This window comes from Mesorhizobium ventifaucium, from assembly GCF_935822925.1.
Lineage (GTDB): Bacteria > Pseudomonadota > Alphaproteobacteria > Rhizobiales > Rhizobiaceae > Mesorhizobium > Mesorhizobium ventifaucium.
The window spans coordinates 288609-312550 of the sequence record NZ_CAKXZS010000011.1 but is presented as its reverse complement, the minus strand read 5'-3'; the positions used below and the strand labels follow the sequence as shown (position 1 = coordinate 312550).

The 23942-nt window shown below is 63.8% G+C and carries 24 protein-coding genes; 17 read left to right on the top strand and 7 right to left on the bottom strand.

Translation table 11 applies throughout. The features are described 5' to 3' along the window. The first annotated feature begins 162 nt into the window (after nucleotides 1-162). Nucleotides 163-732: a NifU family protein gene (locus tag NMG70_RS09765; RefSeq protein WP_023796710.1), complete on the top strand. Its 570-nt coding sequence runs from the start codon at nucleotides 163-165 to the stop codon at nucleotides 730-732. A 114-nt stretch (nucleotides 733-846) separates the two neighbouring features. On the opposite strand, the gene NMG70_RS09760 is transcribed toward NMG70_RS09765, so the two are convergent. Next, nucleotides 847-1464, bottom strand: coding sequence for a L,D-transpeptidase (locus tag NMG70_RS09760; protein WP_254024521.1), 618 nt, complete (start codon nucleotides 1462-1464; stop codon nucleotides 847-849). A 226-nt stretch (nucleotides 1465-1690) separates the two neighbouring features. Here NMG70_RS09760 and cueR point away from each other — a divergent pair, with 226 nt between their 5' ends. Beyond that, nucleotides 1691-2113 carry a Cu(I)-responsive transcriptional regulator gene (cueR, locus tag NMG70_RS09755; protein WP_254024288.1) on the top strand — a complete coding sequence of 141 codons (423 nt, stop codon included), beginning with the start codon at nucleotides 1691-1693 and terminating at the stop codon, nucleotides 2111-2113. A 115-nt stretch (nucleotides 2114-2228) separates the two neighbouring features. Here cueR and NMG70_RS09750 read toward each other — a convergent pair whose 3' ends face one another. After that, nucleotides 2229-3047: a TSUP family transporter gene (locus tag NMG70_RS09750; protein WP_367185518.1), complete on the bottom strand. Its 819-nt coding sequence runs from the start codon at nucleotides 3045-3047 to the stop codon at nucleotides 2229-2231. A gap of 80 nt (nucleotides 3048-3127) precedes the next feature. Further along, nucleotides 3128-3361, bottom strand: a complete 234-nt coding sequence (locus tag NMG70_RS09745; RefSeq protein WP_254024287.1) for a hypothetical protein — start codon at nucleotides 3359-3361, stop codon at nucleotides 3128-3130. Nucleotides 3362-3537: 176 nt separating this feature from the next. On the opposite strand from NMG70_RS09745, the gene NMG70_RS09740 reads away from it, so the two are divergent. Further along, the gene (locus NMG70_RS09740; protein WP_254024286.1) at nucleotides 3538-4038 is read left to right on the top strand and encodes an MmcB family DNA repair protein; all 501 of its coding nucleotides are present in this window, start codon (nucleotides 3538-3540) and stop codon (nucleotides 4036-4038) included. Nucleotides 4039-4264: 226 nt separating this feature from the next. On the opposite strand, the gene nhaA is transcribed toward NMG70_RS09740, so the two are convergent. From nhaA to hrpB, 4 genes are all read right to left on the bottom strand, one after another. Beyond that, on the bottom strand, nucleotides 4265-5461 hold the full coding sequence (nhaA, locus tag NMG70_RS09735; protein WP_254024285.1) for a Na+/H+ antiporter NhaA: 1197 nt from the start codon (nucleotides 5459-5461) through the stop codon (nucleotides 4265-4267). A gap of 396 nt (nucleotides 5462-5857) precedes the next feature. Further along, nucleotides 5858-6421, bottom strand: a complete 564-nt coding sequence (locus NMG70_RS09730; protein WP_254024284.1) for an ActR/PrrA/RegA family redox response regulator transcription factor — start codon at nucleotides 6419-6421, stop codon at nucleotides 5858-5860. Nucleotides 6422-6485: 64 nt separating this feature from the next. Then, nucleotides 6486-7811, bottom strand: a complete 1326-nt coding sequence (locus NMG70_RS09725) for an ActS/PrrB/RegB family redox-sensitive histidine kinase (protein WP_254024519.1) — start codon at nucleotides 7809-7811, stop codon at nucleotides 6486-6488. A 32-nt stretch (nucleotides 7812-7843) separates the two neighbouring features. Beyond that, entirely contained in the window at nucleotides 7844-10462 is a 2619-nt protein-coding gene (hrpB, locus tag NMG70_RS09720; RefSeq protein WP_254024283.1) for an ATP-dependent helicase HrpB, read from the bottom strand. A 360-nt stretch (nucleotides 10463-10822) separates the two neighbouring features. On the opposite strand from hrpB, the gene NMG70_RS09715 reads away from it, so the two are divergent. The 14 genes from NMG70_RS09715 to NMG70_RS09650 all read left to right on the top strand — a co-directional run bounded on the left by NMG70_RS09715 (nucleotide 10823) and on the right by NMG70_RS09650 (nucleotide 23934). Further along, a complete protein-coding gene (locus tag NMG70_RS09715; protein ID WP_254024282.1) occupies nucleotides 10823-11512 on the top strand; it encodes a PIG-L deacetylase family protein in 690 nt (229 codons plus the stop codon). Nucleotides 11513-11749: 237 nt separating this feature from the next. Next, complete coding sequence (locus NMG70_RS09710; RefSeq protein WP_254024281.1) at nucleotides 11750-13081, top strand: ABC transporter substrate-binding protein; 1332 nt, start codon at nucleotides 11750-11752, stop codon at nucleotides 13079-13081. Between the two features lie 124 nt (nucleotides 13082-13205). After that, the gene (locus tag NMG70_RS09705; RefSeq protein WP_254024518.1) at nucleotides 13206-14153 is read left to right on the top strand and encodes a carbohydrate ABC transporter permease; all 948 of its coding nucleotides are present in this window, start codon (nucleotides 13206-13208) and stop codon (nucleotides 14151-14153) included. Beyond that, on the top strand, nucleotides 14150-15100 hold the full coding sequence (locus NMG70_RS09700) for a carbohydrate ABC transporter permease (protein WP_254024280.1): 951 nt from the start codon (nucleotides 14150-14152) through the stop codon (nucleotides 15098-15100). Before NMG70_RS09705 ends, NMG70_RS09700 begins: the two co-directional genes overlap by 4 nt. Beyond that, a complete protein-coding gene (locus tag NMG70_RS09695; RefSeq protein WP_029347717.1) occupies nucleotides 15097-15303 on the top strand; it encodes a hypothetical protein in 207 nt (68 codons plus the stop codon). Before NMG70_RS09700 ends, NMG70_RS09695 begins: the two co-directional genes overlap by 4 nt. Before the next feature lie 3 nt (nucleotides 15304-15306). After that, a complete protein-coding gene (locus NMG70_RS09690; protein ID WP_254024279.1) occupies nucleotides 15307-16434 on the top strand; it encodes an ABC transporter ATP-binding protein in 1128 nt (375 codons plus the stop codon). Continuing rightward, nucleotides 16427-17446 (top strand): ABC transporter ATP-binding protein, encoded by a 1020-nt coding sequence (locus NMG70_RS09685; RefSeq protein ID WP_254024278.1) that lies wholly within the window; start codon nucleotides 16427-16429, stop codon nucleotides 17444-17446. The genes NMG70_RS09690 and NMG70_RS09685 overlap by 8 nt, the downstream gene beginning before the upstream one ends. Then, entirely contained in the window at nucleotides 17443-18078 is a 636-nt protein-coding gene (dhaL, locus tag NMG70_RS09680; protein ID WP_436798365.1) for a dihydroxyacetone kinase subunit DhaL, read from the top strand. The genes NMG70_RS09685 and dhaL overlap by 4 nt, the downstream gene beginning before the upstream one ends. Beyond that, nucleotides 18075-18464 (top strand): dihydroxyacetone kinase phosphoryl donor subunit DhaM, encoded by a 390-nt coding sequence (gene dhaM, locus NMG70_RS09675; RefSeq protein WP_254024277.1) that lies wholly within the window; start codon nucleotides 18075-18077, stop codon nucleotides 18462-18464. Before dhaL ends, dhaM begins: the two co-directional genes overlap by 4 nt. Before the next feature lie 21 nt (nucleotides 18465-18485). Continuing rightward, nucleotides 18486-18788 carry an HPr family phosphocarrier protein gene (locus NMG70_RS09670; protein ID WP_254017504.1) on the top strand — a complete coding sequence of 101 codons (303 nt, stop codon included), beginning with the start codon at nucleotides 18486-18488 and terminating at the stop codon, nucleotides 18786-18788. After that, nucleotides 18772-20373, top strand: coding sequence for a phosphoenolpyruvate--protein phosphotransferase (gene ptsP, locus NMG70_RS09665; protein ID WP_254024276.1), 1602 nt, complete (start codon nucleotides 18772-18774; stop codon nucleotides 20371-20373). The genes NMG70_RS09670 and ptsP overlap by 17 nt, the downstream gene beginning before the upstream one ends. A gap of 8 nt (nucleotides 20374-20381) precedes the next feature. Beyond that, entirely contained in the window at nucleotides 20382-20807 is a 426-nt protein-coding gene (locus NMG70_RS09660) for a hypothetical protein (protein WP_254024275.1), read from the top strand. Nucleotides 20808-20843: 36 nt separating this feature from the next. Continuing rightward, complete coding sequence (gene dhaK, locus NMG70_RS09655; protein ID WP_254024274.1) at nucleotides 20844-21830, top strand: dihydroxyacetone kinase subunit DhaK; 987 nt, start codon at nucleotides 20844-20846, stop codon at nucleotides 21828-21830. A gap of 196 nt (nucleotides 21831-22026) precedes the next feature. Next, entirely contained in the window at nucleotides 22027-23934 is a 1908-nt protein-coding gene (locus NMG70_RS09650; RefSeq protein ID WP_254024273.1) for a propionyl-CoA synthetase, read from the top strand. Nucleotides 23935-23942 lie beyond the last annotated feature (8 nt).

The window sequence follows — 23942 nt, the reverse complement described above, 5'->3', positions numbered from 1 at the left end:
GCCTGCGAACGGCGGCTTCCTGCGCTTCCGGTGCGGCGCGGTAGAAGAAAAATCATTCTCTCGGGCGGCGGTTCCGGCGATGCGTTTCGCTTGAATGTCCTGCTGATAAAGCCTATTTAGAACTATTCCAAACTATGCGCCCGAATGGGCACGGAGACATCCATGTTCATCCAGACCGAATCGACGCCAAATCCGGCGACATTGAAGTTCCTGCCTGGCAAGGAAGTGCTTGTCGAAGGCACCGCCGATTTCCGCGATGCCGACAGCGCTGCCGCGGCTTCGCCGCTGGCCGGCCGGCTGTTCGAGATCCCCGGCGTGACCGGCGTGTTCTTCGGCTATGATTTCGTCACCGTGACCAAGGACGGCCCCGACTGGCAGCATCTGAAGCCGGCGATCCTCGGCGCCATCATGGAGCACTTCATGTCCGGCGCGCCTGTCATGGCCAGGGCCGGCCCCGCCGCCGAAACCAGCCAGACTGGAGAATTCTACGACAAGGCCGACGAGGAACTGGTCATCACCATCAAGGAACTGCTCGACACGCGGGTGCGCCCGGCGGTCGCCCAGGACGGTGGCGACATCACCTTCCGCGGCTTCGAGAACGGCACCGTGTTCCTGCACATGAAGGGCGCCTGCGCCGGCTGCCCGTCGTCGACGGCGACGCTGAAGCACGGCATCCAGAACCTGCTCCGGCATTTTGTGCCCGAGGTGCAGCAGGTCGAACAGGTCTCTTGAGAGACAAACGTCTAGGAACAATTCGCGCACGAGCCAAAACAAAAAACCGGGCCGAATTGCCCGGTTTTCTGTTTTGGGACGTCAGTTGTTGCCTAGACGGTCCGCGTATGAGCTCTAGAGAACGATGACCTTGGCGCCGACGGAGGTGCGGTCGTAAAGGTCGATGATGTCCTGGTTCATCAGCCGGATGCAGCCCGACGACATCGCCTTGCCGATCGAGTTCCACTCCGGGCTGCCATGCAGGCGGTAGCCTGAATCGCCGCCCTTGTTGAACAGATACAGGGCGCGCGCGCCGAGTGGGTTGGTCAATCCGGGATCCATGCCGCCGGCAAATTTGGCGAGTTCCGGCTGGCGCTTGATCATCGCCGAAGGCGGCGTCCAGGTCGGCCATTCGCGCTTCACCGCGATGCGGGCGGTGCCGCGCCATTCAAAACCCTCGCGACCGACGCCGATGCCATAACGCATCGCCTCGCCGCCGCCCATGACGTAATAGAGAAACTTGTTCTGCGTATCGACGACGATGGTGCCCGGCTTTTCATCGGTGTCGTAGCTCACCACCTGCCGGCGGTACTTGAACGGCACCTTTTCGATCGGAACGCGCGGCAGTTGATAACCTGCATCGGTCATCGGCCCATAGTTGTTGGTGAAGATCTGCGAGCCGATGGTGCTGCAACCAGCAATTGCCGTCGACAGCGCAAGTGCGGCGACGATTGCGAATGACTTCATGCGCATGAAAAGGTCCGATGCCCCGCCCGAAAGATAGCGGCACGAGACGGCCGCCTTGTCGCCATCATTCATGCTGGCATTTGCTTTGCTTGCCAAGCGCGCGATGCCTATATGCAGGGGCTTACATGCCGGTAAGTCGGCTCCTGTGGCTTTTCGGCAACGGCACTCATAAGATTATGTAGGAAATTCAATGGGGCGGTTCGCCAGGCCGCCGGAAATCAAGGAACCAATCATGAATGTCGGAGATGCCGCCCAGCGTTCCGGCCTGCCGGCCAAGACCATTCGCTACTATGAGGAGATCGGCCTGATCCGTCCCGCACGCGCCGGCAATGGCTACCGCGACTATTGCGGCGACGACATCCACCGGCTGACTTTTCTGCGCCGCGCGCGCAATCTCGGCTTTTCGATCGACGACTGCCGCCAGCTGATGGCGCTCTACCAGGACCGCAGCCGCGCCAGCCATGACGTGCGCGAGATTGCCGCCGCGCATGTGACGGCAATCGAGGAGAAGGTGCGCGAGCTGCAGTCGATGCGCTCGACCTTGCAGAAGCTGATCCATGCCTGCCACGGCGATGACAGGCCGGACTGCCCGATCCTTGACGATATTGCGGGGGCGGTTTTGCCATCTGACAAAGTCGTTCCCGCACAGGTGTGAAGGTTGCGCGGCTGGCGGACGCGGATGGGAAGGCCCGACCTCAAAGGGATAATCGCCGCAGATAAATGAGCCTGTGCCGTCAGCATGAAGAGACCATGCGCGAGCTCCGGTGGTGCTATTCGTGCCGCCAGATCTTGTAGGCTGAGATCACCAGAATTGCCGCCAGCAGCGGGAGCAGGATTTGCTCGGGGACCACTCCAAGCAATTGCCCGCCGATATATGTCCCGACAATCGAACCGGCAGCCATGGCCAGCAAGAACGCCTTATTCCTGCCGATGACCGAAAAGCTTTGGTCGCGGCTGTAGCGGGTGAAGCCGACCAGCATCGTCGGCAGGCTTACCGCCAGCGATAGAGAGCCCGCCAGCCTGATGTCGGCATCGAACAGCAGGACAAGTGCCGGGACGAGCAGTTCACAGCCTGCCACGCCGAGCAGGGATGCCACGACGCCGATGGCAAACCCTGCAATGATCCCGGCAACGATCAATGCGGCTCCGGTGACCAATCCTGCAGCACCAGGATCATGGCCGAAAACCAGGACAATCGCGATAAGGATCAGCAGCGCGGCTATCACCTTGTAAAGCGTTGCGGAGTTGAGGCGCGTTGCCCATCCTGCCCCAAACCAGGCGCCTAGAAGGCTGCCTGCCAGGAGATTGAGTATGATTGGCCATTGTGCGGCTACCGAGGCTAGCGGCACCGTGGCGGCCCGGAATGGCAGCGCTGCAGCGGCGACCACCAGGCTGGCGGCCTTGTTTAAGATCACGGCTTCAAGGGCGGCAAATCGAAACAAACCGATCAGGAACGGCAGGCGAAATTCTGCACCGCCAAGCCCGATCAAGCCGCCAAGCGAACCAACACCAGTTCCAACTGCAAATGCACCAAGGCCACGCCGCTCAATCGTGGAACCGCTATGCCGTGGCGAGACCCGGAATGCCAGCCGTTTTGCGGGTTGGGTTGGTCAGCTCTACAATCGCTATTGGGCGGCAGGGTCAATGCTTGATGAAGTTACAGTGCCGATCAAGCGGTACTGTCGACACGCTCGGCAATAGCGAATGCCTGCAGGTTCCTTGCCTTGCCGTGGTCTGCTTCGGCGTTGGCGATAATCGAGAAGAACGCCGAACGGGCGATGTCCTTCTTTGACGCATTCGGGTGTTCCTTCCTGGCCGCTTTGATCAATTGCTTGGGTGCCATGTCAGGCGTCACGACCCGCATCAGGGTGTCGGCTATCGCCTGCATCTCGTCCGCGTTCATCATCCAAACTCCCTAGAGCCACCCGCATTCGCACAGTATCTCATATTGCTAATGTGTGGAACGTGCAGTGTCCGTTTGAGTGCCAAGATTTCACGTAAAAACCACATTTCAAGCGCGCCTTGGGCGCCTCAAGAAAACGGGTTCAAACCGTGAACAATGTCTGGCATGGTGCTCCCATGCCAATCATATCGCCTGCACTCCTCAATCCGCTGATCGACGGCCGCCAGTCGGAGCGCGCGATGCTGGTTCGGCGCGGCGTGCAGCGGCTGCTCAAGCAAATGGGCGCGCATGTGCTGCCCGAGCTGTCGCTGGCGACCGGCCGCCGCGCCGACCTCGTCGCGCTGACTCGCCAGGGCGACATCTGGATCATCGAAATCAAATCCTCGATCGAGGATTTCAGGGTCGATCGCAAATGGCCAGACTACCGGCTGCACTCCGACCGATTCTTCTTCGCCACCCATCCCGGCGTGCCCCCGGAGATCTTTCCGCAGGAATGCGGCTTTATCCTTTCCGACGGCTACGGTGCCGAAATCCTGCGCGATGCGCCCGAGCACCGCATGGCGGCGGCGACGCGCAAGGCGCTGATCCTGAGGATCGCTCGGGCGGGTGCAGCGCGGCTGCTGGCGGCGGAACTCGCCGGTGTGGCGGTGCCGGCGCTGGAGGGCGAGAGCGAGTAGAGGGTTTTCGGATCTCCCTGTAACCTTCGACCTTTGCGCTGCCCCTCATCTGCCTGCCGGCACCTTCTGCCCGTGAACGGGGAGAAGGGACGCTGGCCGCAACCTCGGCAGACTTTCTGCAACGCTGGAGATTGACGAAATCCTTTGCGAAGGCGCCTTTCTCCCCGTCTCTATACGGGGAGAAATGCCCGGCAGGGCAATGAGGGGCGGCGCGAACGTTCGTCGGCTACTCTTCCTCCTCGTCCGCCCCATTCGCCGCCGGCGCCACCAGCAGCACGGCGGCGCCGAGGATGGCGGCGAGGAAGGAGCCGGCGAGGATACCGACCTTGACCGCGTCCTGCAGCTCGACATTGCTGGCGAAGGCGAGCAGGCCGATGAACAGGCTCATGGTGAAGCCGATGCCGCAGAGCAGCGAAATGCCGACCATGTGCAGCCAGCCGGCATTGACCGGCAGATCGGCGAGGCCGAGCCGGATGGCAAGCGCGGACGAACCGAACACGCCGACCAGCTTGCCGGCGACGAGGCCGGCGGCGACGCCCAGCGTCAGCGGCTCGACCAGGGTGGCAGCACTCAGGCCGGCGAGCGAGACGCCGGCATTGGCGAAGCCGAAGATCGGGACGACGACGAAGGGCACTATCCTGTGCAGGCCGTGCTCGAGCCGGTGCAGCGGGGAATGGTCCGAATCCTGGCTGATGCCCGGGGTGATCTTCAAAGGTATGATTAGGGCCAGCGCCACGCCGGCGAGCGTGGCATGGACGCCCGATTTCAGCACCAGCACCCACAGGACGACACCAAGCAACAGATAGGGCAGCAGCGTCAGCACCTTCATGCGGTTGAGCACGACGAGCACAGCGATGACGGCGAAGGCGGCGGCGAGATAGGCGAGCGACAGGCCGCTCGTGTAGAACACCGCGATGATGATGACGGCGCCAAGGTCGTCGATGATGGCGAGCGCGGTGAGGAAGACCTTCAGCGACCCCGGCACGCGGCTGCCGAGCAGCGACAGCACGCCGAGCGCAAAGGCGATGTCGGTGGCGGTCGGGATCGCCCAGCCGGACAGGGCGGCTGGATTGTCGCGGTTGATGGCGACATAGACAAGCGCCGGCACCAGCATGCCGCCGGCGGCGGCGATGCCGGGCAAAGCGCGGCGTGGCCAGGTCGAGAGCTGGCCGTCCAGCACCTCGCGCTTGATCTCGAGGCCGACCAGCAGGAAAAACACCGCCATCAGGCCGTCATTGATCCAATGCGATACGCTGAGCGGTCCCAGATAGGCGTGAAGGGCGTCGAAATAGGCTTCGGCCAGCGGCGAATTGGCGACGATCAGGGCCAGTGCCGCGGCTGCCATCAGGATGATGCCGCCCGCCGCCTCGCTGTCGAGGAATTCGCGAAAAATGGAGATCGGCCGCGGCTTCTCGTCCTGCATGTCGTCTCCGTCGTGTCCCCGGTCGGACGAAATCACTTTGCGGGATGATGCGCAAAGCCCGGCAACGAGGCAAGCAGCGGGCCGTGTTTAGCCAAGGCAAATTGCTTCAGGTTCGAATTCGCCCCATCACCTATCTCCGAGCGCTGGCGCCGCCCCTCACCTGCCTGCCGGCATCCTCTCCCCGTATAGCGACGGGGAGAGGGACGCTCTCGTAGACGATTTCGCCAATCACAAGCGTTGCAAGAAGGGCGCCGAAATTGCGGCCAGTGCCTTCTCCCCGTCACTATACGGGGAGAAGTGCCTGGCAGGGCGATGAGGGGCAGCGCTGAGTTCGACAATTGGTGGCTTCCGCTGCGAGTTGGAAACTCTGAAGCGATGGCCTGCGTGTTCAGCATCTCAGCGCGGCGCGCGTTTGGCGAGTATCCGCTGCAGCGTCCGGCGATGCATGTTGAGCCGGCGCGCGGTTTCGGAGACGTTGCGGTCGCACATTTCGTAGACGCGCTGGATGTGCTCCCAGCGCACGCGGTCGGCCGACATCGGGTTTTCAGGCGGCGCGGCGCGTTCACCCGCAGTGCGGGTAAGAGCCGCGAAAACCTCGTCGGCATCGGCCGGCTTCGACAGATAGTCGATGGCCCCCAGCTTCACCGCCGTAACCGCGGTGGCGATGTTGCCATAGCCGGTGAGGATGACGGCGCGGGCGTCGTCGCGCTTCTCGCGGATGGCGGCGACGACGTCGAGGCCGTTGCCGTCGGCGAGCCGCATGTCGACCACCGCGTAGGCTGGCGGATTGGCGCGTGCCTTGACCACCGCCTCCTCGACGCTCTCGGCCGTCTCGACCACGAAACCCCTGGTCTCCATGGCGCGGGCAAGGCGCGTGAGGAACGGCCTGTCGTCGTCGACGATCAGCAGCGAGGTGTCCTCGCCCTCAACCATTGCGCCAATCGTTTCGTCGCCATTCATGGTCTTCTAGTTTCCTGCTGCCTTAATTTTACGCAGATATAGTTTTGGAGCGCTATTGTCCAATTCAAGCCGTGTCAAACATGGTGGCCGAAGCCGATTCAGGATTGAGGAAGACGCTGCGCGGCCACGATATCCGCACCACGGCGCCCTCGCCCGGCTCGTTTGAATTGCGGAAATCGAGCGTGGCCCCCGAGCGTTCAAGCAGGGTCTTGGCGATGAACAGCCCCAGTCCCAGGCCGCCGCCGGCCTCGGTGCCCTGGCGCGTCGACATGTAGGGTTCGCCGATGCGATCGGTGATTTCGGGAGGAAAACCCGGCCCGTCGTCGGTGATCGAGAAGGTGACCGTGGCCTCGTTCCAGCTCCAGCGCACGGTGACGCTCTTGCGGGCAAAATCGACGGCGTTCTCGACCAGATTGCCGAGGCCGTAGATGACGCCGGGATTGCGCTGTCCCACCGGTTCGGGGCCGATGCGCTCGCCGGGGCGAAGCTTGATCGAGATGCCGAAATCGCGGTGCGGGGCCGTCATCTCCTCGACCAGCGAGGTCAGCGGCAGGCGGGAGAGATGCGCCTCGCCCTCGGACGACAGGCTGGTCAGGCGCTTGAGGATTTCGCGGCAACGCTCGCTCTGCGAGCGCAGCAGCGTCACGTCCTCGCCGTATTTCGGGTCATTGCGGAGCGCCTTCTCCATCTCCTTGGCAACAAGCGTGATGGTGGCGAGCGGTGTGCCGAGCTCATGCGCGGCGGCGGCGGCAAGACCGTCCAGCGCCGACAAATGCTGCTCACGCTGCAGCACCAGCTCGGTGGCGGCCAGCGCGTTGGCGAGCAGCCGGGCTTCCTCGGCCACGCGGAAGGCGTAGATCGCGGTGAAGGCGACCGAGGAAAACACCGCCATCCACATGCCGGCGACGTAAATGAACGGCATCTCCAGCGGCGCGCCCTCGTACCAGGGCAGCGGCAGATGGAAGAACACCAGCAGGCTCGCCATCACCATCACCAGCGCGCCGAGGATGGCGGTCAGGCGCAGCGGCAGCGACGTCGCCGAGATGACCACGGGCACGGTGACCAGCACTGAAAACGGGTTGGTGAGGCCGCCAGTCAGGTAGAGCAGACCGGCAAGCTGCAGGCTGTCGATGGTCAGGATGGCGAAAGCCTGAAGCGGGGTCAGCCGGTGCGCCGCCGGATAACGGAATGTCAGCAACAGGTTCATCCAGGCCGAACAGGCGATCAGCGCGAAGCAGAGACTGACCGGCAGCGGGAATTTCAACCCGTACGCAACGACAAGAACCGCCAGACTCTGGCCGACAATGGCAAGCCAGCGCAGCCTGATCAGCGTGTTGAGGCGCAGCCGCTGGCTTTGCTGGAAGTCGGGTGCCCGCAGAATGTTTATCATGGCCAAGGATTATAGCCGGAAAAGGATAAAGGCTAGGTCCCCCGCGGCTTGGCACGGCTGGTGGCGGTGGTGATAAGCGGGTTCTCCGGCCAGACATGCCGGGGGTAGCGGCCACGCATCTCGGCCCGCACATCGGCCCAGGAGCCGCGCCAGAAACCGGGGAGGTCGCGCGTCGTCTGGATCGGCCGGTGCGCCGGCGACAACAGCTCGAGCGTCAGCGGCACGCTGCCGTTGGCGATTGCGGGATGCCGGTCGAGACCGAACAGCTCCTGAACGCGGATCGCCAGCACCGGCCATTCGCCGTCATAGCGGATCGGCACGCGGCTGCCCGTCGGCGCGTCGAAATGGGTCGGCGCCAGCGCCTCGATCCGGCGCTGCAGATCGTGCGGCACCAATGCCATCAGGGCAGCCGAAAGCACGCCCGGATCGATCGCGGCAAAGGACGCCGCGCCGGAAAGGAAGGGCAGCAGCCAGTCGTCGAGGCGGTCGACGAGCGCCGCGTCGGAAACATCTGGCCAGGGCGCGCCAAGACCGCGATGCAGCCAGCCGAGCCGTTGGCGCAGCGTCTCCGCCTCCCTGCCCCACGACAAAAGCGACAGCCCGTGTTGGCGCAAGGCGTCGAGGATGGCGCGATCCGCCTCAGTGCCAGTCGGAGCCGGCAGCATGCGTTCGGAAAGGGTGATGGCGCCGAGGCGAACGGTCTCGCGCACGCGCACCGCGCGCCTGTCGCGGTCAAAACTGGTTTCGCGGTTTGTCTCGATCTTGTCGGCAAGCGAAGCGCGAATGTCGACCTCGTCTATCGCCGCCGCTGCCGTGATGCGCGCATTCTGCGCCTTGCCCTGCAGATCGGCAACGACGAGCCAGGCCGCCCCCGCCAGCGGATCGGCGGCGTCGAGCATGGCGCCCGAACCGTTGGCCAGCACGAAACGGCCGCGCTCGCCGCGCGCCTTGGCGACGCGATCCGGCCAGGCATGGATGAGGAGAGCGCCGGCGCCGCTAGCCTCCCCTTCAAGGGGGTCCGAAGGACGGGCGAGACCCGTGGCTCGCCCCGGTACGTCGATCCGCGAACCGGAGCGGGGTGGGGTCGGATCGGGTACGCCATCGGCGACCCCACCCCGTCTCCCTCGCTTCGCTGCGGTCGGCTCGCTCCCCGACCCTCCCCTCGAGGGGGAGGGTGAGGCCTGTTTCGCCAGCCGCTCGGCGAGCTGCCGCGCCGCGGCGGCGCGCGGCGATCTTTCGGATCGGAACCGCATCAGCCGCCGTTCGAGGTCGGCGCCATCGCCGCCAAGGCCACGCTCGGTGAGCAGCACGGCGAGCATCGCCGCTTCGAACGCCTGGCCGGTGTTTGCCGCCTCGGCGACCATATGAGCCAGCCGCACCGGCAGTGCCAGCCTGCGCATCGCAGCACCCGATTGCGTCAGGCGCCCTGCCTCGTCAATGGCGTCGAGCGCACGAAGCAGCGCCCTTGCCTCGTTGAGCGCCGGCGCCGGCGGCGGATCGAGGAAGGAGAGGCTCGACGGGTCGACGACACCGAAGGCGGCACAATGGAGCATCAACCCCGACAGATCGGCCTCGAGGATTTCCGGCGGAGTGAAGGCGGGAAGAGCCGCGGTCTGCTCGGCCCGCCACAGCCGGACGGCGACGCCCGGCTGCGTGCGGCCGGCGCGGCCGGCGCGCTGGTCGGCCGAGGCTTTGCTTACCCTCACCGTCTCCAGCCGCGTCAGGCCGCTGGCCGGCTCGTAGCGCGGCAGGCGCGACAGGCCGGAATCGATGACGACGCGCACGCCGTCGATGGTGATCGAGGTCTCGGCGATCGAGGTCGCCAGCACCACCTTGCGGCGGCCGGGCGGCGCCGGCTTGATCGCGGCGTCCTGCACCTTGTTGTCGAGCATGCCGTAGAGCGCCACGATGTCGGTGTCGGCACTGACGCGGTCTTGCAGCCGCTCGGCGGTGCGCTCGATCTCGCGCTGACCGGGCAGGAAGGCGAGCACGCTGCCGGGCTCATCGGCAAGGGCGGCGCGGATCGCCTTGGCCATCGCGTCCTCGATGGCGATGCCGGCCGGCCGTTCGTCGTGGCGGATGTCGACGGGAAAGGCGCGGCCCGCGCTCTCGATCACCGGGGCGCCGGAAAGCAGCCGCGCAACGCGGGCGCCGTCGAGCGTCGCCGACATGACCAGCAATCGCAGATCGGGCCGCAGCGCACCTTGCACATCGAGCGCCAGCGCCAGACCAAAATCGCCTTCGAGCGAGCGCTCGTGGAACTCGTCGAAGAATACCGCCGAGACACCGGGCAACTCCGGATCGTTGAGAATCATCCGCGACAGCACACCTTCGGTGACGACAAGGATTCTGGTCCTCGCAGAAGTGCGGTTCTCCATCCGCATGGCATAGCCGACCGTTTCGCCGGGCTCCTCGCCGAGCAGTTCGGCCATGCGCCGAGCAGCAGCGCGGGCAGCGAGCCGGCGCGGCTCGAGCAGAATGATCTTGCCCGTGCCGAGCCATGGCGCATCGAGCAGCGCCAGCGGCACCAACGTCGTCTTGCCGGCGCCGGGCGGCGCCACCAGCACGGCGCTGTTGCCATGGCCGAGCGCTTCAGCGAGCGCCGGCAGGACGGCGGCGACCGGAAGCTCCGGCAAGGGTTTTCTGGTCATTTGTTTCAAGGATGCATCCATCCAATCGCAGGTCGGCAGTGCCCGCATATCAGCCGTGGCGGTCGCTGCGCAAACGGGCCAACTCAAAACCGGGTCCGTGAGAACGGGTTCCAGCGCCCGGTGCCGAGCCTCACCTCCTCGCGCACCATGTCAAGGCCGGAGCCGCCGACGGCGAGGCAAGACGGATATCCTGGAGGAACAGCGCAACCAAGATCACCGCCCAGAGGATCTGCGAAGAATGCGTCGGCGCGATCCGCCCAGGCTTTTGACAACGGCATCGTGCATAAACAGCTTGCATAGAGGAGCAGGGCGAGCAGAATTCCGTTCGTCCACGCTATCCAGTTCCAGGGAGAGTACAGAGTGAAGATACTGGCGCTCGGTGCGCATCCGGACGACATCGAGATCTTCATGTTCGGTGCGATGGCAGCCTATGCCGCGCAAGGCGCAGAACTGGTTTTTGCGATAGCCACGGATGGCGCCAAAGGCGGGAGGGGCGAACCGCAATCACTCACCCGCGCCCGCCGCGAAGAAGCGGCTGTGGCGGCGGACCTGCTTGGCGCAACACCGCACTTCCTCGACTTTCCGGACGGCGCGCTGGTTGCCGATGCCGCGCTGATCGCGGCGCTGAAGGCGTTGATCGGAGACGTGAAGCCGGACCTGGCGATCACCCATGCGCCGAACGACTATCATGGCGACCATCGCGCGCTGTCGGACGGCGTGCGCATCGCGGCCTCCTTCACTGTCCCGGTTCTGCATGCCGATACGCTCGGCGGCACCGGATTTTCGCCGACGCATTATGTCGATATCTCCGGGCATTTCGAGCTCAAGGCGATGGCGATCCGGGCGCACCAGTCGCAGGACCCCGAACGTTTCGTCGATGCGGCGCGCACGCAGAACGCGTTTCGGGCCGGCCAGTGCAATGGCCCGGCCGGTTCCTTCGCTGAGGCCTTCCGCTTCGAACCGATCTTCCCCTTCGCCGATATCCGCGCCCTGCTGCCGCCGGCCCCCGTGATCCGGCCGGTGACGGTAAGCACCAAAACGGTCAAATGAGCCGGCGGCACCTGCGCGGCGAACGATTTGACACACGCCTCTCCTGACCAGCGACCGATGCGTCATGCTGCAGTGCAGCGACGAATTCGCTTGCGTTGTTTAGTAAAAATTGCATCACTAAACAAATTACTAAACATCGGACGCTCCACCGCGTGTCGTCATGTTTAGACCCCTGAGGAGGGGGGTTGAGGTTTTTGGAACCGTCATCCGGGCGCGTTTCGCAAATGGGAGGAAGGCATGAAATCGACCTTGAAACTGACGTTGGGATTGACCTCGGCGATGTTTGCGTCGACCGCCGTTTCGAATGTCGCGCAGGCTGAAGATCTGACGCTTTGCTGGGCAGCCTGGGACCCGGCCAACGCGCTCGTCGAATTGTCCAAGGATTTTACCAAGGAAACTGGCATCGGCATGAAATTCGAGTTCGTGCCGTGGACCAACTATGCCGATCGCTTCCTCAACGAACTGAATTCCAAGGGCAAGCTGTGCGATCTGATCATCGGCGACAGCCAGTGGATCGGCGGCTCGGCCGAGAACGGCCACTACGTCAAGCTGAACGACTTCTTCGACAAGGAGAAGATCAGCATGGACGATTTCGTGCCGGCGACCGTCGTCGGCTACTCGGAATGGCCGAAGAACTCTCCGAATTACTGGGCGCTGCCGGCCATGGGCGATGTCGTCGGCTGGACCTATCGCAAGGACTGGTTCTCCAAGCCGGAACTGCAGAAGGAATTCAAGGAAAAGTACGGCTGGGATCTCGCCGCGCCGACGACCTTCGACCAGTTGAAGCAGATCGCCGAGTTCTTCCAGAAGCGCGAGATCGACGGCAAGACCGTCTATGGCGCGTCGATCTATACTGAGCGCGGCTCCGAAGGCATTACCATGGGCGCAATGGACGTGCTCTACAGCTTCGGCTTCAAATATGAGAACCCCGACAAGCCCTACGAGATGGACGGCTTCGTCAATTCCGAGAAATCGGTGAAGGGTCTGGAGTTCTACAAGGCGCTCTATGATTGCTGCACGCCTCCCGGGGCCTCGAACAGCTACATGGGCGAAGGCGTCGATGCTTTCAAATCCGGCCAGGTGGCGATGCATATGAACTTCGCCTTTACCTGGCCAGGCCTGCAGAAGGACGAGAATGTCGGCGGCGACAAGATTGGCTATTTCGCCAATCCCAAGGGTCCCGACGGCGATCAATTCGCCCAGCTCGGCGGCCAGGGCATCTCGGTGGTTTCATACTCGGACAAGCAGGAGGCCGCGCTCAAATACATCAAGTGGTTCGCCAACAAGGACGTGCAGGCCAAATGGTGGTCGCTCGGCGGCTTTTCCTGCCTCAACGCAGTCGTCAAAGACCCGGGCTTTGCAGCCAGCCAGCCTTACGCGCAGACCTTCCTCGACTCCATGGCCATCGTGAAGGATTTCTGGGCTGAGCCCAGCTATGCGCCGCTGCTGCAGGCGTCGCAGAAGCGCTTCCATGACTATGTCGTCGCCGGCCAGGGTTCGGCCAAGGATGCGCTCGACGGCCTGGTCAAGGACTGGACCGAGGTCTTCCAGGACGACGGCAAGATGTAACGGGCAAGACGTAACCGGCTCCTCCCGAGCCACGACCGCGTGTCCCGTGCCACCCTTGGCACGGGACACAGTTCAGATAAATTCCATTGTCGAGACGATCCAAGTGACCGAAGCGGGACTGACCATGCTCAATCGGACTGCGGACAGCGTTGCCCGGGCTACGCCTGAGCCGTTGGCCCGCAAGGTCCGGGGTATCAGCGACAAGGGCCTTGCCTGGCTGTTCATCTCGCCGACGATCCTGTTGCTTCTCGCCATCAACATCTTCCCGCTGTTCTGGGCGATCTATCTTTCCTTCACCAACTACCGCGCCAATCGCCCCAACGAGATGGTGAAGAACGTCGGCCTCGCCAACTATAGGCGCATCCTCGGCGACCAGGACATCTGGATTGCCATGCAGACGACGGCGCATTTCGTGTTCTGGACCATCCTGCTGCAGACGCTGATCGGTTTCACGCTGGCCTGGCTGATCGACCGGAAGTTTCGCGGCCACGCCTTCTGGACGACCATCATTCTGGTGCCGATGATGCTGTCGCCGGCAGTTGTCGGCAATTTCTGGCGCTTCCTCTACGAGCCGCAGATCGGCCTGTTCGCCTATGCCATCTCGTTCGTCACCGGCATTCCGGCAACGCAGATCGGCATGCTCTCCAACGTCTCGCTGGCGCCGTGGTCTATCGTCATCGTCGACACCTGGATGTGGACGCCATACGTGATGCTGATCTGCCTCGCCGGCCTGCGTTCGATCCCCGAATACATCTATGAGGCGGCGGAGGTCGACCGCGCCTCGAACTGGCGGCAGTTCTGGTCGATCACGCTGCCGATGGCGCTGCCCTTCATCATGCTGGCAGTGCTGTTCCGCGGCATCGAGAACTTCAAGATGTTCGACATGGTCAACCTCTTGACCGGCGGCGGACCCGGCTCGACCACCGAGGTCGCCTCGATCACGCTGAAGCGGCAGGCCTTCGAAAGCTGGCGAACGGGCTATTCCTCGGCCTTCGCCATTATCCTGTTCGTCGCGGTGTTCGGCCTTGCCAACATCTACGTCAAGGCACTCAACAAGGTGAAGCAGAGATGAGCCTGACGTCAGCCCATTCGGTCGTCGCACCCTCGGTGGTGTCGAAGCGCGTCGCCGGCACGATCATCGTGCTTTACGCGCTGATTTCGATCGTGCCGCTGTTGTGGATCTTCGCCACCAGCTTCAAGACGCCGCCGGACTCGATCGCCTATCCGCCAAAAATCCTGTTCCAGCCGAGCCTCGAGGGCTACTGCAATCTGTTCTCGACCCGCACCCGGCAGACGCCGGAATACATCAACTCGCTGGGACCGGCGACGGGCGTCTGCGACGAGACAGTGCGCAAGCGCAACATGGTGATCGCCGGCCCGTCCAACTTCATGCCGCGCTTCGTCAACTCGCTGATCATCGCCTTCGGCTCGACCTTCTGCGCGGTGTTCCTCGGCACATTGTCGGCCTATGGCTTCTCGCGCTTCAAGGTGCCGCTGGCCGACGATCTGCTGTTTTTCATCCTGTCGACGCGGATGATGCCGCCGATCGCCGTCGCGATTCCAATATACCTGATGTATCGCGAGCTTGGCCTGTCGGACACCGCACTCGGCATGATCCTCCTCTACACGGCGGTCAACGTGTCCCTCGCAGTGTGGCTGCTGAAAGGCTTCATCGACGAGATCCCGCGCGAATATGAGGAAGCGGCGATGATCGACGGCTATACGCGGCTGCAGGCCTTCTGGCGCACCGTGCTGCCGCAGGCGACCACCGGCATTGCCGCGACCGCCATCTTCTGCCTGATCTTCGCCTGGAACGAATATGCCTTCGCCGCCCTTTTGACCTCAGGCACGGCGCAGACCGCGCCGCCCTTCATCCCGACCATCATCGGCGAAGGCGGCCAGGACTGGCCAGCGGTCGCCGCAGGCACGACGATCTTCCTGGTGCCGATCCTGGTGTTCACCATCCTGCTTCGCAAGCAGTTGCTGCGCGGCATCACCTTCGGCGCGGTGCGCAAATGAGCCTGACCCAACCCGCGAAACGCAAGTCGCGCTGGCCGGCATGGGCCAGGCGCGGACTGATGGAGAATATCGCCACAGTAATCATTGCCATTGGCTTCCTGATGCTGTTCCAACCCTTCGCGCTGTCGCTCTACACCTATTCCTTCATCACCATGCTGGCCGGCACGGCGATGTTCATCATCGTCTCGAAGTTTCCGGAGTAGACGATGGCGGAGATCAGGGTCGAGCATCTGAGAAAGGCATTCGGCGATTTCGTCGCCGTGCAGGATTCCAGCTTCGTGGTCGGGGATGGCGAGTTCTTCGTCATGCTCGGGCCGTCGGGTTGCGGCAAGACGACGACGTTGCGCATGATCGCCGGTCTGGAATTGCCGACCGGCGGCAAGATCCTGCTCGGTGGCGAGGACGTCACCATGCGGCGTGCCCGCGAGCGCGACATCGCCTTCGTCTTCCAGCTGTTCGCGCTTTATCCGCATATGAATGTGCGTAAGAACATCGGCTTCCCGCTGCTGGCGCAAGGCATGCCAGGCATCGAAATCCGCCAGCGCGTCGAAGAGACAGCGAAACTGTTGCGCATCGACCATCTGCTCAACAAATCGGTCTCCGGCCTTTCCGGCGGCGATCGCCAGCGCGTCGCGCTCGGCCGTGCCATCGTGCGGCGGCCAAAATGCTTCCTGATGGACGAGCCGCTCGGCACGCTCGACACCGAATTCCGCGATCTCATGGTCCATGAGCTGCGCGAACTGCACAACCGCATCCACGCCACCACGGTCTACGTCACGCATGACCAGATGGAAGCGATGTCGATGGCCGACAAGATCGCGGTGATGAACCACGGTGTCATCGAGCAGTTCGGTACGCCACGCGAAATCTACGACCGGCCGGCGACCATGTTCGTCGCCGATTTCATCGGCTCGCCGCCGATGAATTTTCTCGGCTTTGGCGGCGGGCTTTCAAAGGGCGCCAGCGAGATTGTGGTGCAAGGCGCCAAGGTGGCGGTTCCGGAGGTGCGCGAGGATATCGCGCCGGCCGACATGGCGCTCGGCATCCGGCCCGAGCACATCCGCTTCGACGACGGCTCGAAGCTGCGCGGCGCCATCTATGGCACCGAATATCTCGGCACTACGCAGATCGTCGCGGTGGAGACGTCCGGCGGCATCATCAAGGCGCGGGTGCCGGCCGAAATCCGGCTCAATCCGGGCGACCAAGTCGGCCTGGCGCTGAGCAGCACGCGGCTGTCGCTGTTCGAGAAGGGCTCCGGCCGCGCTGTGCGAACCGCAATCCATGACACCGTAATCCATCACGGGGCTTCCCAGGGAAGAGCGCATCGTGGCTGACGTGCAGATCAAAGGCGTGACCAAGAGCTTCGGCGAGCATGTCGCGGTTGACACTCTCGATCTGCACGTCGCCGATGGCGAATTCGTCGTGCTGCTCGGCCCAACCGGCGCCGGCAAGACGACGACGCTGCGGCTGATCGCCGGATTGGAACGGCCCGACACGGGCTTGATCCATATCGGCGGCCGCGATGCGACAACGTTGTCGCCGGCCGAGCGCGACACCGCCTTCGTCTTCCAGCAATATTCGCTCTATCCGCATCTGTCGGTCTACGACAATCTGGCCTTTCCGCTGCGCTCGCCGGCGCGGCGGCTGAGCGAGGACGCGGTGCGCCGCCGCGTCGAGGATGTGGCCAGGATGGTGCGCATCCATCACAAGCTCTCCAGCCGCTCCACCAAACTTTCCGGCGGCGAGATGCAGCGCGTCGCCATCGGCCGCGCTTTGGTGCGCAAGCCTTCGATCTACCTGATGGACGAGCCGTTGTCGTCGCTCGATGCCAAGCTGCGCGCCGACCTCCGGCTCGAACTGAAGCGCATCCAGGCCGAGGTCGGCGCCACCATGCTTTATGTCACGCATGACCAGATCGAAGCGATGACGATGGCCGATCGCATCGGCATTCTCGCCGACGGCGTGCTGGTGCAGATCGGCACGCCACGCACCATCTACGCGGAGCCGGCAAACCTTCATGTCGCCGCAAGGCTCGGCCAGCCGGCGATCAATCTGTTGCCGACCGGCCTGCTGCCGGATGGCGACATGCCGGCGGGAACCAAAACGATCGGCGCGCGTACAGAACATCTGTCGATCGGCAAGGCATCGAATGGCCCCGCCGACGGCGTTGTTAATTGGGTCGAGCATCTGGGCGACCAGAACCACCTGCATGTGACGGTGGGAAGCAGAAAGCTGGTGACGCTGACCGACCCCGACATCCAATTGGAAAAGGGCGACAGGGTGATTATCCGCTACCGGGCGCCGCTGTTCTTCGACCAGGCCGGAAACAGGATTGCAAACCGATGAGCCTTGGGACACTGGACAAGACCGGGACGATGAACAAGGTCGACCTGAAGACGCTGATATCAGTCGCCGCCGACACGATTGCCGCTCACGCCGAAGAGCTGACCTCGCTCGACCAGGCGATCGGCGACGGCGACCACGGGCTCAACATGAAGCGCGGCTTCGAGGCGGTGCGCGCCGAGGCCGACACGTTCGCGACAAAGCCGCTGCCGGACGCTCTGAAAGCGATCGGCACCAAGCTGGTGATGACCGTCGGCGGGGCTTCGGGTCCCTTGTTCGGGACGCTGTTCATGGCGCTCGGCAAGGAAATTTCCGCAGAGCCAGACCGCGCCAATCTGACGGCAGCGTTCGGCAAGGCGATTGAGGCGGTGGCGGCACGCGGCAAGTCGCAGGTCGGGCAGAAGACCATGCTCGACGTGCTGCAGCCGGTGCATGACGCCCTGCTGCAGGGAAAGACCGGACCGGAAATCACTGACGCCGCCGACAGTGCTGCCGCTGCCACCGTGCCGATGAAGGCCTTGCGCGGGCGCGCCTCGTTTCTCGGTGACCGCTCTATCGGCCATATGGATGCCGGGGCACGCTCGACCGCGCTTCTGGTGCGGGCTGTCACTGAGATCATCGAGGGGCAAGCATGAGCAATGTCGGCATCGTCGTCGTATCGCATTCACCGCTGGTCGCCGAGGGCACGGCCGACATGGTGCGCCAGATGGTCGGCGACGAAGTGCCGCTTGCATGGTGCGGCGGAAACGGCCATGGCGGGCTGGGAACCAATGTCGAGGCGATCATGGCCGCGATCGACAAGGCCTGGTCGGAGGCAGGTGTCGCCATACTTGTCGATCTTGGCGGCGCCGAAACCAACAGCGAGATGGCGGTCGAGATGATCGGCGAGCCGCGCGCGCACAAGATCATCGTCTGCAATGCGCCGATCGTGGAGGGCGCGGTGATGGCGGCGACAGAGGCGTCCGGCGGCGCTTCGCTCAGGGAAGTGGTGGCGACAGCACACGAATTGTCGCCGTCGTGAATGAACAGGAATTTTGACTCAATGTCCGCAGCCGCCGAAGCCACCGTTCTGATCACCCATGAGGTCGGCCTGCATGCGCGCCCTTCGGTGAAGTTCACCAAGCTCGCCAAGACGTTTTCGGCCGAAGTCGAAGTGGCGCTCGCCGCCAACGGGCCGTGGTTCGACGCCAAGAGCATCGTGAAGGTGATGGCAGCCAAGGCGCCGAAAGGCACGGTGCTGCATATCAGAGCCAAGGGCGACGGTGCCGGCGAGGCGGTCGGCGCACTCGTCGAACTGGTGCGGCGCGACTTCGACGAGGGCGTCGACCATGCCCGAACCGCTTAGACTGAAGGGGATCCCGGCTTCGGCCGGCTATGCTGAAGGGCCGCTGTTCAACCTCGACCCGGATGTCGCGCGCTATAGAAGTAAAGCGACCGCAGCTGACGAGAGGCTCGCGCTCGATACGGCAATCGGCACAGCGACAGGGCGGCTTGCCAAGCTGATCCAGGCGACCGAGGGCGATGCCGCCGACATTCTCGAATTCCAGCTCGCTATGTTGGAGGACGATGCGCTGACCGGCCCGGCCTTTGCCGCGATTGCCGCCGGCCAGCCAGCCGATGCGGCCTGGCGGCAGGCGCTCGACGCCGAAATTGCAGGTTACGAAACGTCAGACCAGGATTATTTCCGGGCGCGCGCCGCCGACATGCGCGACATCAGAGATCAGGTGCTGCGGGCGCTGTCCGACGACAGTGCGGCTGCGGCGCCGGCAGGCGCCATCTTCTACGGCGAGGACATCGCGCCGACGCGCTTTCTTGAAACCGACTGGAGCGCCGGCGGCGGCATTGCGCTGAAGGCGGGCAGTGCCGCCAGCCATGTCGCCATGCTGGCGCGCTCGCGCGGCGTGCCGATGATCGTGGGGCTCGGCGCAGTCGGGCTCGGGGCTCCGCCGGCTGATCTTGTCGGCGTCGCCCTGCTCGATGCCGAGCACGGCGGCATCGTGTTGGGGCCAACAAGGGCAGAGGTCGAGGCGTTCCGGCAATCGTCGTCGTCTTTCGCGGCACGTCGCAGCAGGGCGGAAACGTTTTTGGCCCGGCCGGCAGTGACGAAAGCCGGCACCGCGGTGCGGGTGCAGGTCAACATCGCCGATCCGTCCGACGTCGACGGTATCGATGTCTCGACCTGCGACGGCGTCGGGCTGATGCGAACCGAGTTCCTGTTCGGCAAGACGCTGCCGGACGAGGAAACGCAGTATCGCGCCTACCGCAAGGTGCTCGAATGGGCTGGGGACAAACCGGTGACCATTCGCACCGTCGACGCCGGCGGCGACAAGCCGGTGCCGGGCTTCACCGTCGAGGAGGGCAATCCGTTTCTCGGCCTGCGCGGCATCAGGCTATCGCTGGCGAGACCGGAGGTTTTTCGCGTGCAGATCAGGGCGCTGCTGCGCGCCGCCGTGCATGGCAATCTCAAGGTGATGTTCCCGATGGTCGCCGTGTGGGACGAATATCAGCGAGCAGCCGCGCTGTTCGCGGAAGAGCAGGCCGCGTTTGCCGTGCGCGGCGTCGCGCAAATAATGCCGCCGCTCGGCATTATGGTCGAGGTGCCGTCGGTGGCGATCGCTCCTGAGGTTTTTTCCGAGGTCGCCTTCTTCTCGATCGGCTCGAACGACCTGACCCAGTATGTGATGGCGGCGGCGCGCGACAACGCGTCGGTTGCGCATCTCAATTCGATCAGGAACCCGGCCGTGCTTCGGCTGATCGCCTCGGTTGCGGCGTTCGGCCGCGCGCAAGAGATTCCGGTCAGCCTGTGCGGTGACGCCGGCGGCGATCCGGCGGCGATCCCGGCGCTGATTGAGGCCGGCCTGCGCGAGCTTTCCGTGGTTCCCGCCCAGCTCGCAATGGCCAAGGCGGCCATTGCGGACGTCTCGATCTAGGCGCCGGCATGGCCGACAAGACGCCTGAAGCCGGCTCAGAAGAGGCGATCCGCGCCTATAAGACGATCCTGTCGCAGGTCCTCGACCAGCGCCCGTCCGGCATGCGCCAGCGCCTCGCTGACGCGTTGGGCAAGCATCGCAGCTTCGTCACCCAGATTTCCAGCCCGGCCTACTCGATCCCGATCCCGTCAAAACATTTGCCGGCTATTTTCGCCGTCTGCCATTTCAGCACGGCCGAACGCGACCATTTTCTGGCCGCCTACCATCAGGCGCATCCGGGAAAAATGTCGCTGGCATCCGGCATGCGCAAGACGCGGCATGTTTCGCTCATCGTTCCCGATTTCGGCGACGACAAACAGAACGCGGCGCTCGACAGGGCGGTCAACGATTTCATCCAGAAGATCACCAGCATCGCCGGCAAGGGCGGGACATAGTCGCGCCAAGTTCAGCTATTTCGGGAGGAGACGGCCATGAAGAAGTTTCTGAATTCTGTGGACACGGTGCTGACCGAAAGCCTCGATGGCTTCGTTGCCGCCCATGCCGACGTCCTTGTGCTTGGCGACCAGCATAAATTCGTGCGCCGCAGGACACTCAAGCCGGGCAAGGTAGCGCTGATTTCCGGGGGCGGCTCTGGTCACGAGCCGCTGCATGGCGGGCTGGTCGGGCATGGCATGCTGGATGCCGCCTGCCCTGGCCAGGTGTTCACCTCGCCGACGCCGGACCAGATGCTGGCGGCCGCGGAGGCGGTCAACACCGGTGCCGGCTGCCTGTTCATCGTCAAGAACTACGAGGGCGACGTGATGAATTTCGACATGGCTGCCGAAATGTCGGAGGACGTGATGCAAGTGGTGACCAATGACGACGTCGCGGTCGAGAACTCCTCCTATACTTCTGGCCGACGCGGCGTTGCCGGCACGCTGGTGGTCGAGAAGATCCTCGGCGCCGCGGCCGAGCAGGGCATGGCGCTGAAGCCGTTGAAGGCGCTTGGCGAACGCGTCAATGGCGCGACGCGCTCTATGGGCGTTGCGCTGACCAGTTGCACCGTACCGGCCGCCGGCAAGCCGACCTTCGATATCGGCGACGGCGAGATGGAATTCGGTGTCGGCATCCATGGCGAACCGGGGCGCCGCCGCGACGCGTTGAAGAGCGCCGACGCCATCGCCGAAGAGATCTGCGCGGCGATATCAGGCGATCTCGGGGACGGGGCAAAAGGCCCGGCGCTGCTTTTCGTCAACGGTTTCGGCGGCACGCCGCTGATGGAACTCTACCTGATGTACAACAGCGCCCGGAAAATCTTCGAGAGCAACGGCGTGACGGTCACTCGCTCACTGGTCGGGTCCTACGTGACTTCGCTCGACATGGCCGGCTGCTCGATCACGCTGACCATGCTCGACGACGAGACGACCGCATTTTGGGACGCACCGGTGCATACGGCTGCGCTGCGCTGGGGGATGTAGCACGGCCAACACCGCGCCACGGCTATAGGAACAGTATTGAGCAAGCAGGCGCTTTCAACGCACCTGGCCGGTTGCGGCGACAAAGTGGCGGTCACGTCCATTTCGACCACGAGGTCGCCAAGACGAATTTGCACGTGCTTGCAAAAACAGCATACGCTATTTCCAAGGACAGAAACATTCTTGGGGAGGAAGCTGGATGGCGTCACGCTACCACGAGGTCTATGACGGCTGGAAACGCGATCCGGAAAAATTCTGGGCGGATGCGGCCAAGGCCATCGATTGGTTCTCGCCGTTCGACACGGTCTTCGATCCGAATGCCGGCGTCTATGGACGCTGGTTTGGCGGCGCCTCCTGCAACACCTGCTTCAACGCCGTCGACCGCCACGTGGCGGGTGGCCGCGCCGATCAGATCGCGCTGATCCATGACAGCGCGATTTCCGGCACGATCAGGAAATTCACCTATGCCGAATTGAAACGCGAGGTGATCGCACTGACCTCGGTGCTGAAGAACCGCGGCGTCCAAAAAGGCGATCGGGTCATCATCTACATGCCGATGGTGCCGGAAGCGACGTTTGCCATGCTCGCCTGCGCCCGGATCGGCGCCGTGCATTCGGTCGTCTTCGGCGGCTTTGCCTCGCACGAGCTCGCCACGCGCATTGACGACGCCAGGCCGAAGCTGATCATTTCCGCCTCCTGCGGCCTGGAGCCCGGGCGCGTCGTTGCCTACAAGCCGCTGCTCGACAAGGCGATCGAGATGTCGCGGTACAAGCCCGAAGCCTGCCTCATCCTGCAGCGCGATCAGCTGCGCTGCGAGCTAAAGGAGAACCAAGACATCGACTATGCGGACGCCGTCGCCCGCGAGCGGGCCGCGGGTGCCAATGTCGACTGCGTTCCGGTGCTCGCCACCGATCCGCTCTACATCATTTACACGTCTGGAACGACCGGCCAGCCCAAGGGCATCGTGCGCGACAATGGCGGCCACATGGTCGCGCTGAAATGGTCGATGGAGAACGAGTTCGGCGTCAAGCCGGGCGAGGTGTTCTGGGCGGCTTCCGACGTCGGCTGGGTGGTCGGTCATTCCTATATCGTCTACGGCCCGCTGCTGCATGGTTGCACGACCGTCCTGTTCGAGGGCAAGCCGGTCGGCACGCCCGACGCCGGAACCTACTGGCGGGTGATATCAGAGCATGGCGTGGTCGCGCTGTTCACCGCGCCGACCGCATTCCGCGCCATCAAGGGACAGGACCCCAAGGGCGAATTCGTCCCGAAATACGACCTGTCGAAATTCCGCACGCTGTTCCTCGCCGGCGAGCGCGCCGATCCGGAAACCATCAAATGGGCGGAGCAGAAATTGAACGTGCCGGTAATCGACCATTGGTGGCAGACCGAGACGGGCTCGCCGATGACGATCAACCCAGCCGGATTAGGCCTGCTGCCGGTGAAATACGGTTCGCCCGGGGTGCCGATGCCCGGCTACGACGTCCGTGTGCTCGACGATGCCGGCCACGAAGTGCCGCGCGGCACGTTGGGCAATGTCGTGGTCAAGCTGCCGCTGCCGGCCGGCTGCCTGCCGACGCTGTGGAACGCCGATGACCGGTTTCGCCAAGCCTATCTCGACGAATTCCCCGGCTTCTACAAAACGGCGGATGCCGGCATGATGGACGAGGACGGCTATTTGTTCGTTATGGCCCGAACCGACGACATCATCAATGTCGCCGGCCACCGGCTGTCGACCGGCGCCATGGAGGAGGTGCTGGCCGCACATCCCGACGTTGCCGAATGCGCCGTCGTCGGCATCGCCGATGCGATGAAGGGCCAGGTGCCGCTCGGCTTCGTCGTGCTGAATGCCGGTGTCACGCGCGACACCGGCACCATCGAGATTGAGGTCGTCAGCCTGGTGCGCGAGCGGATCGGCCCGGTCGCCGCCCTCAAGACGGTGGTCACGATCAAGCGCCTGCCGAAGACGCGCTCCGGCAAAATCCTGCGCGGCACCATGCAGAAGATTGCCGACAAGGAAGAATGGACGATGCCGGCGACCATCGACGACCCGCTCATTCTCGACGAAATCACCGCGGCGCTGAAGGGACGCGGAATCGGGCTTTAGTTGCTTTC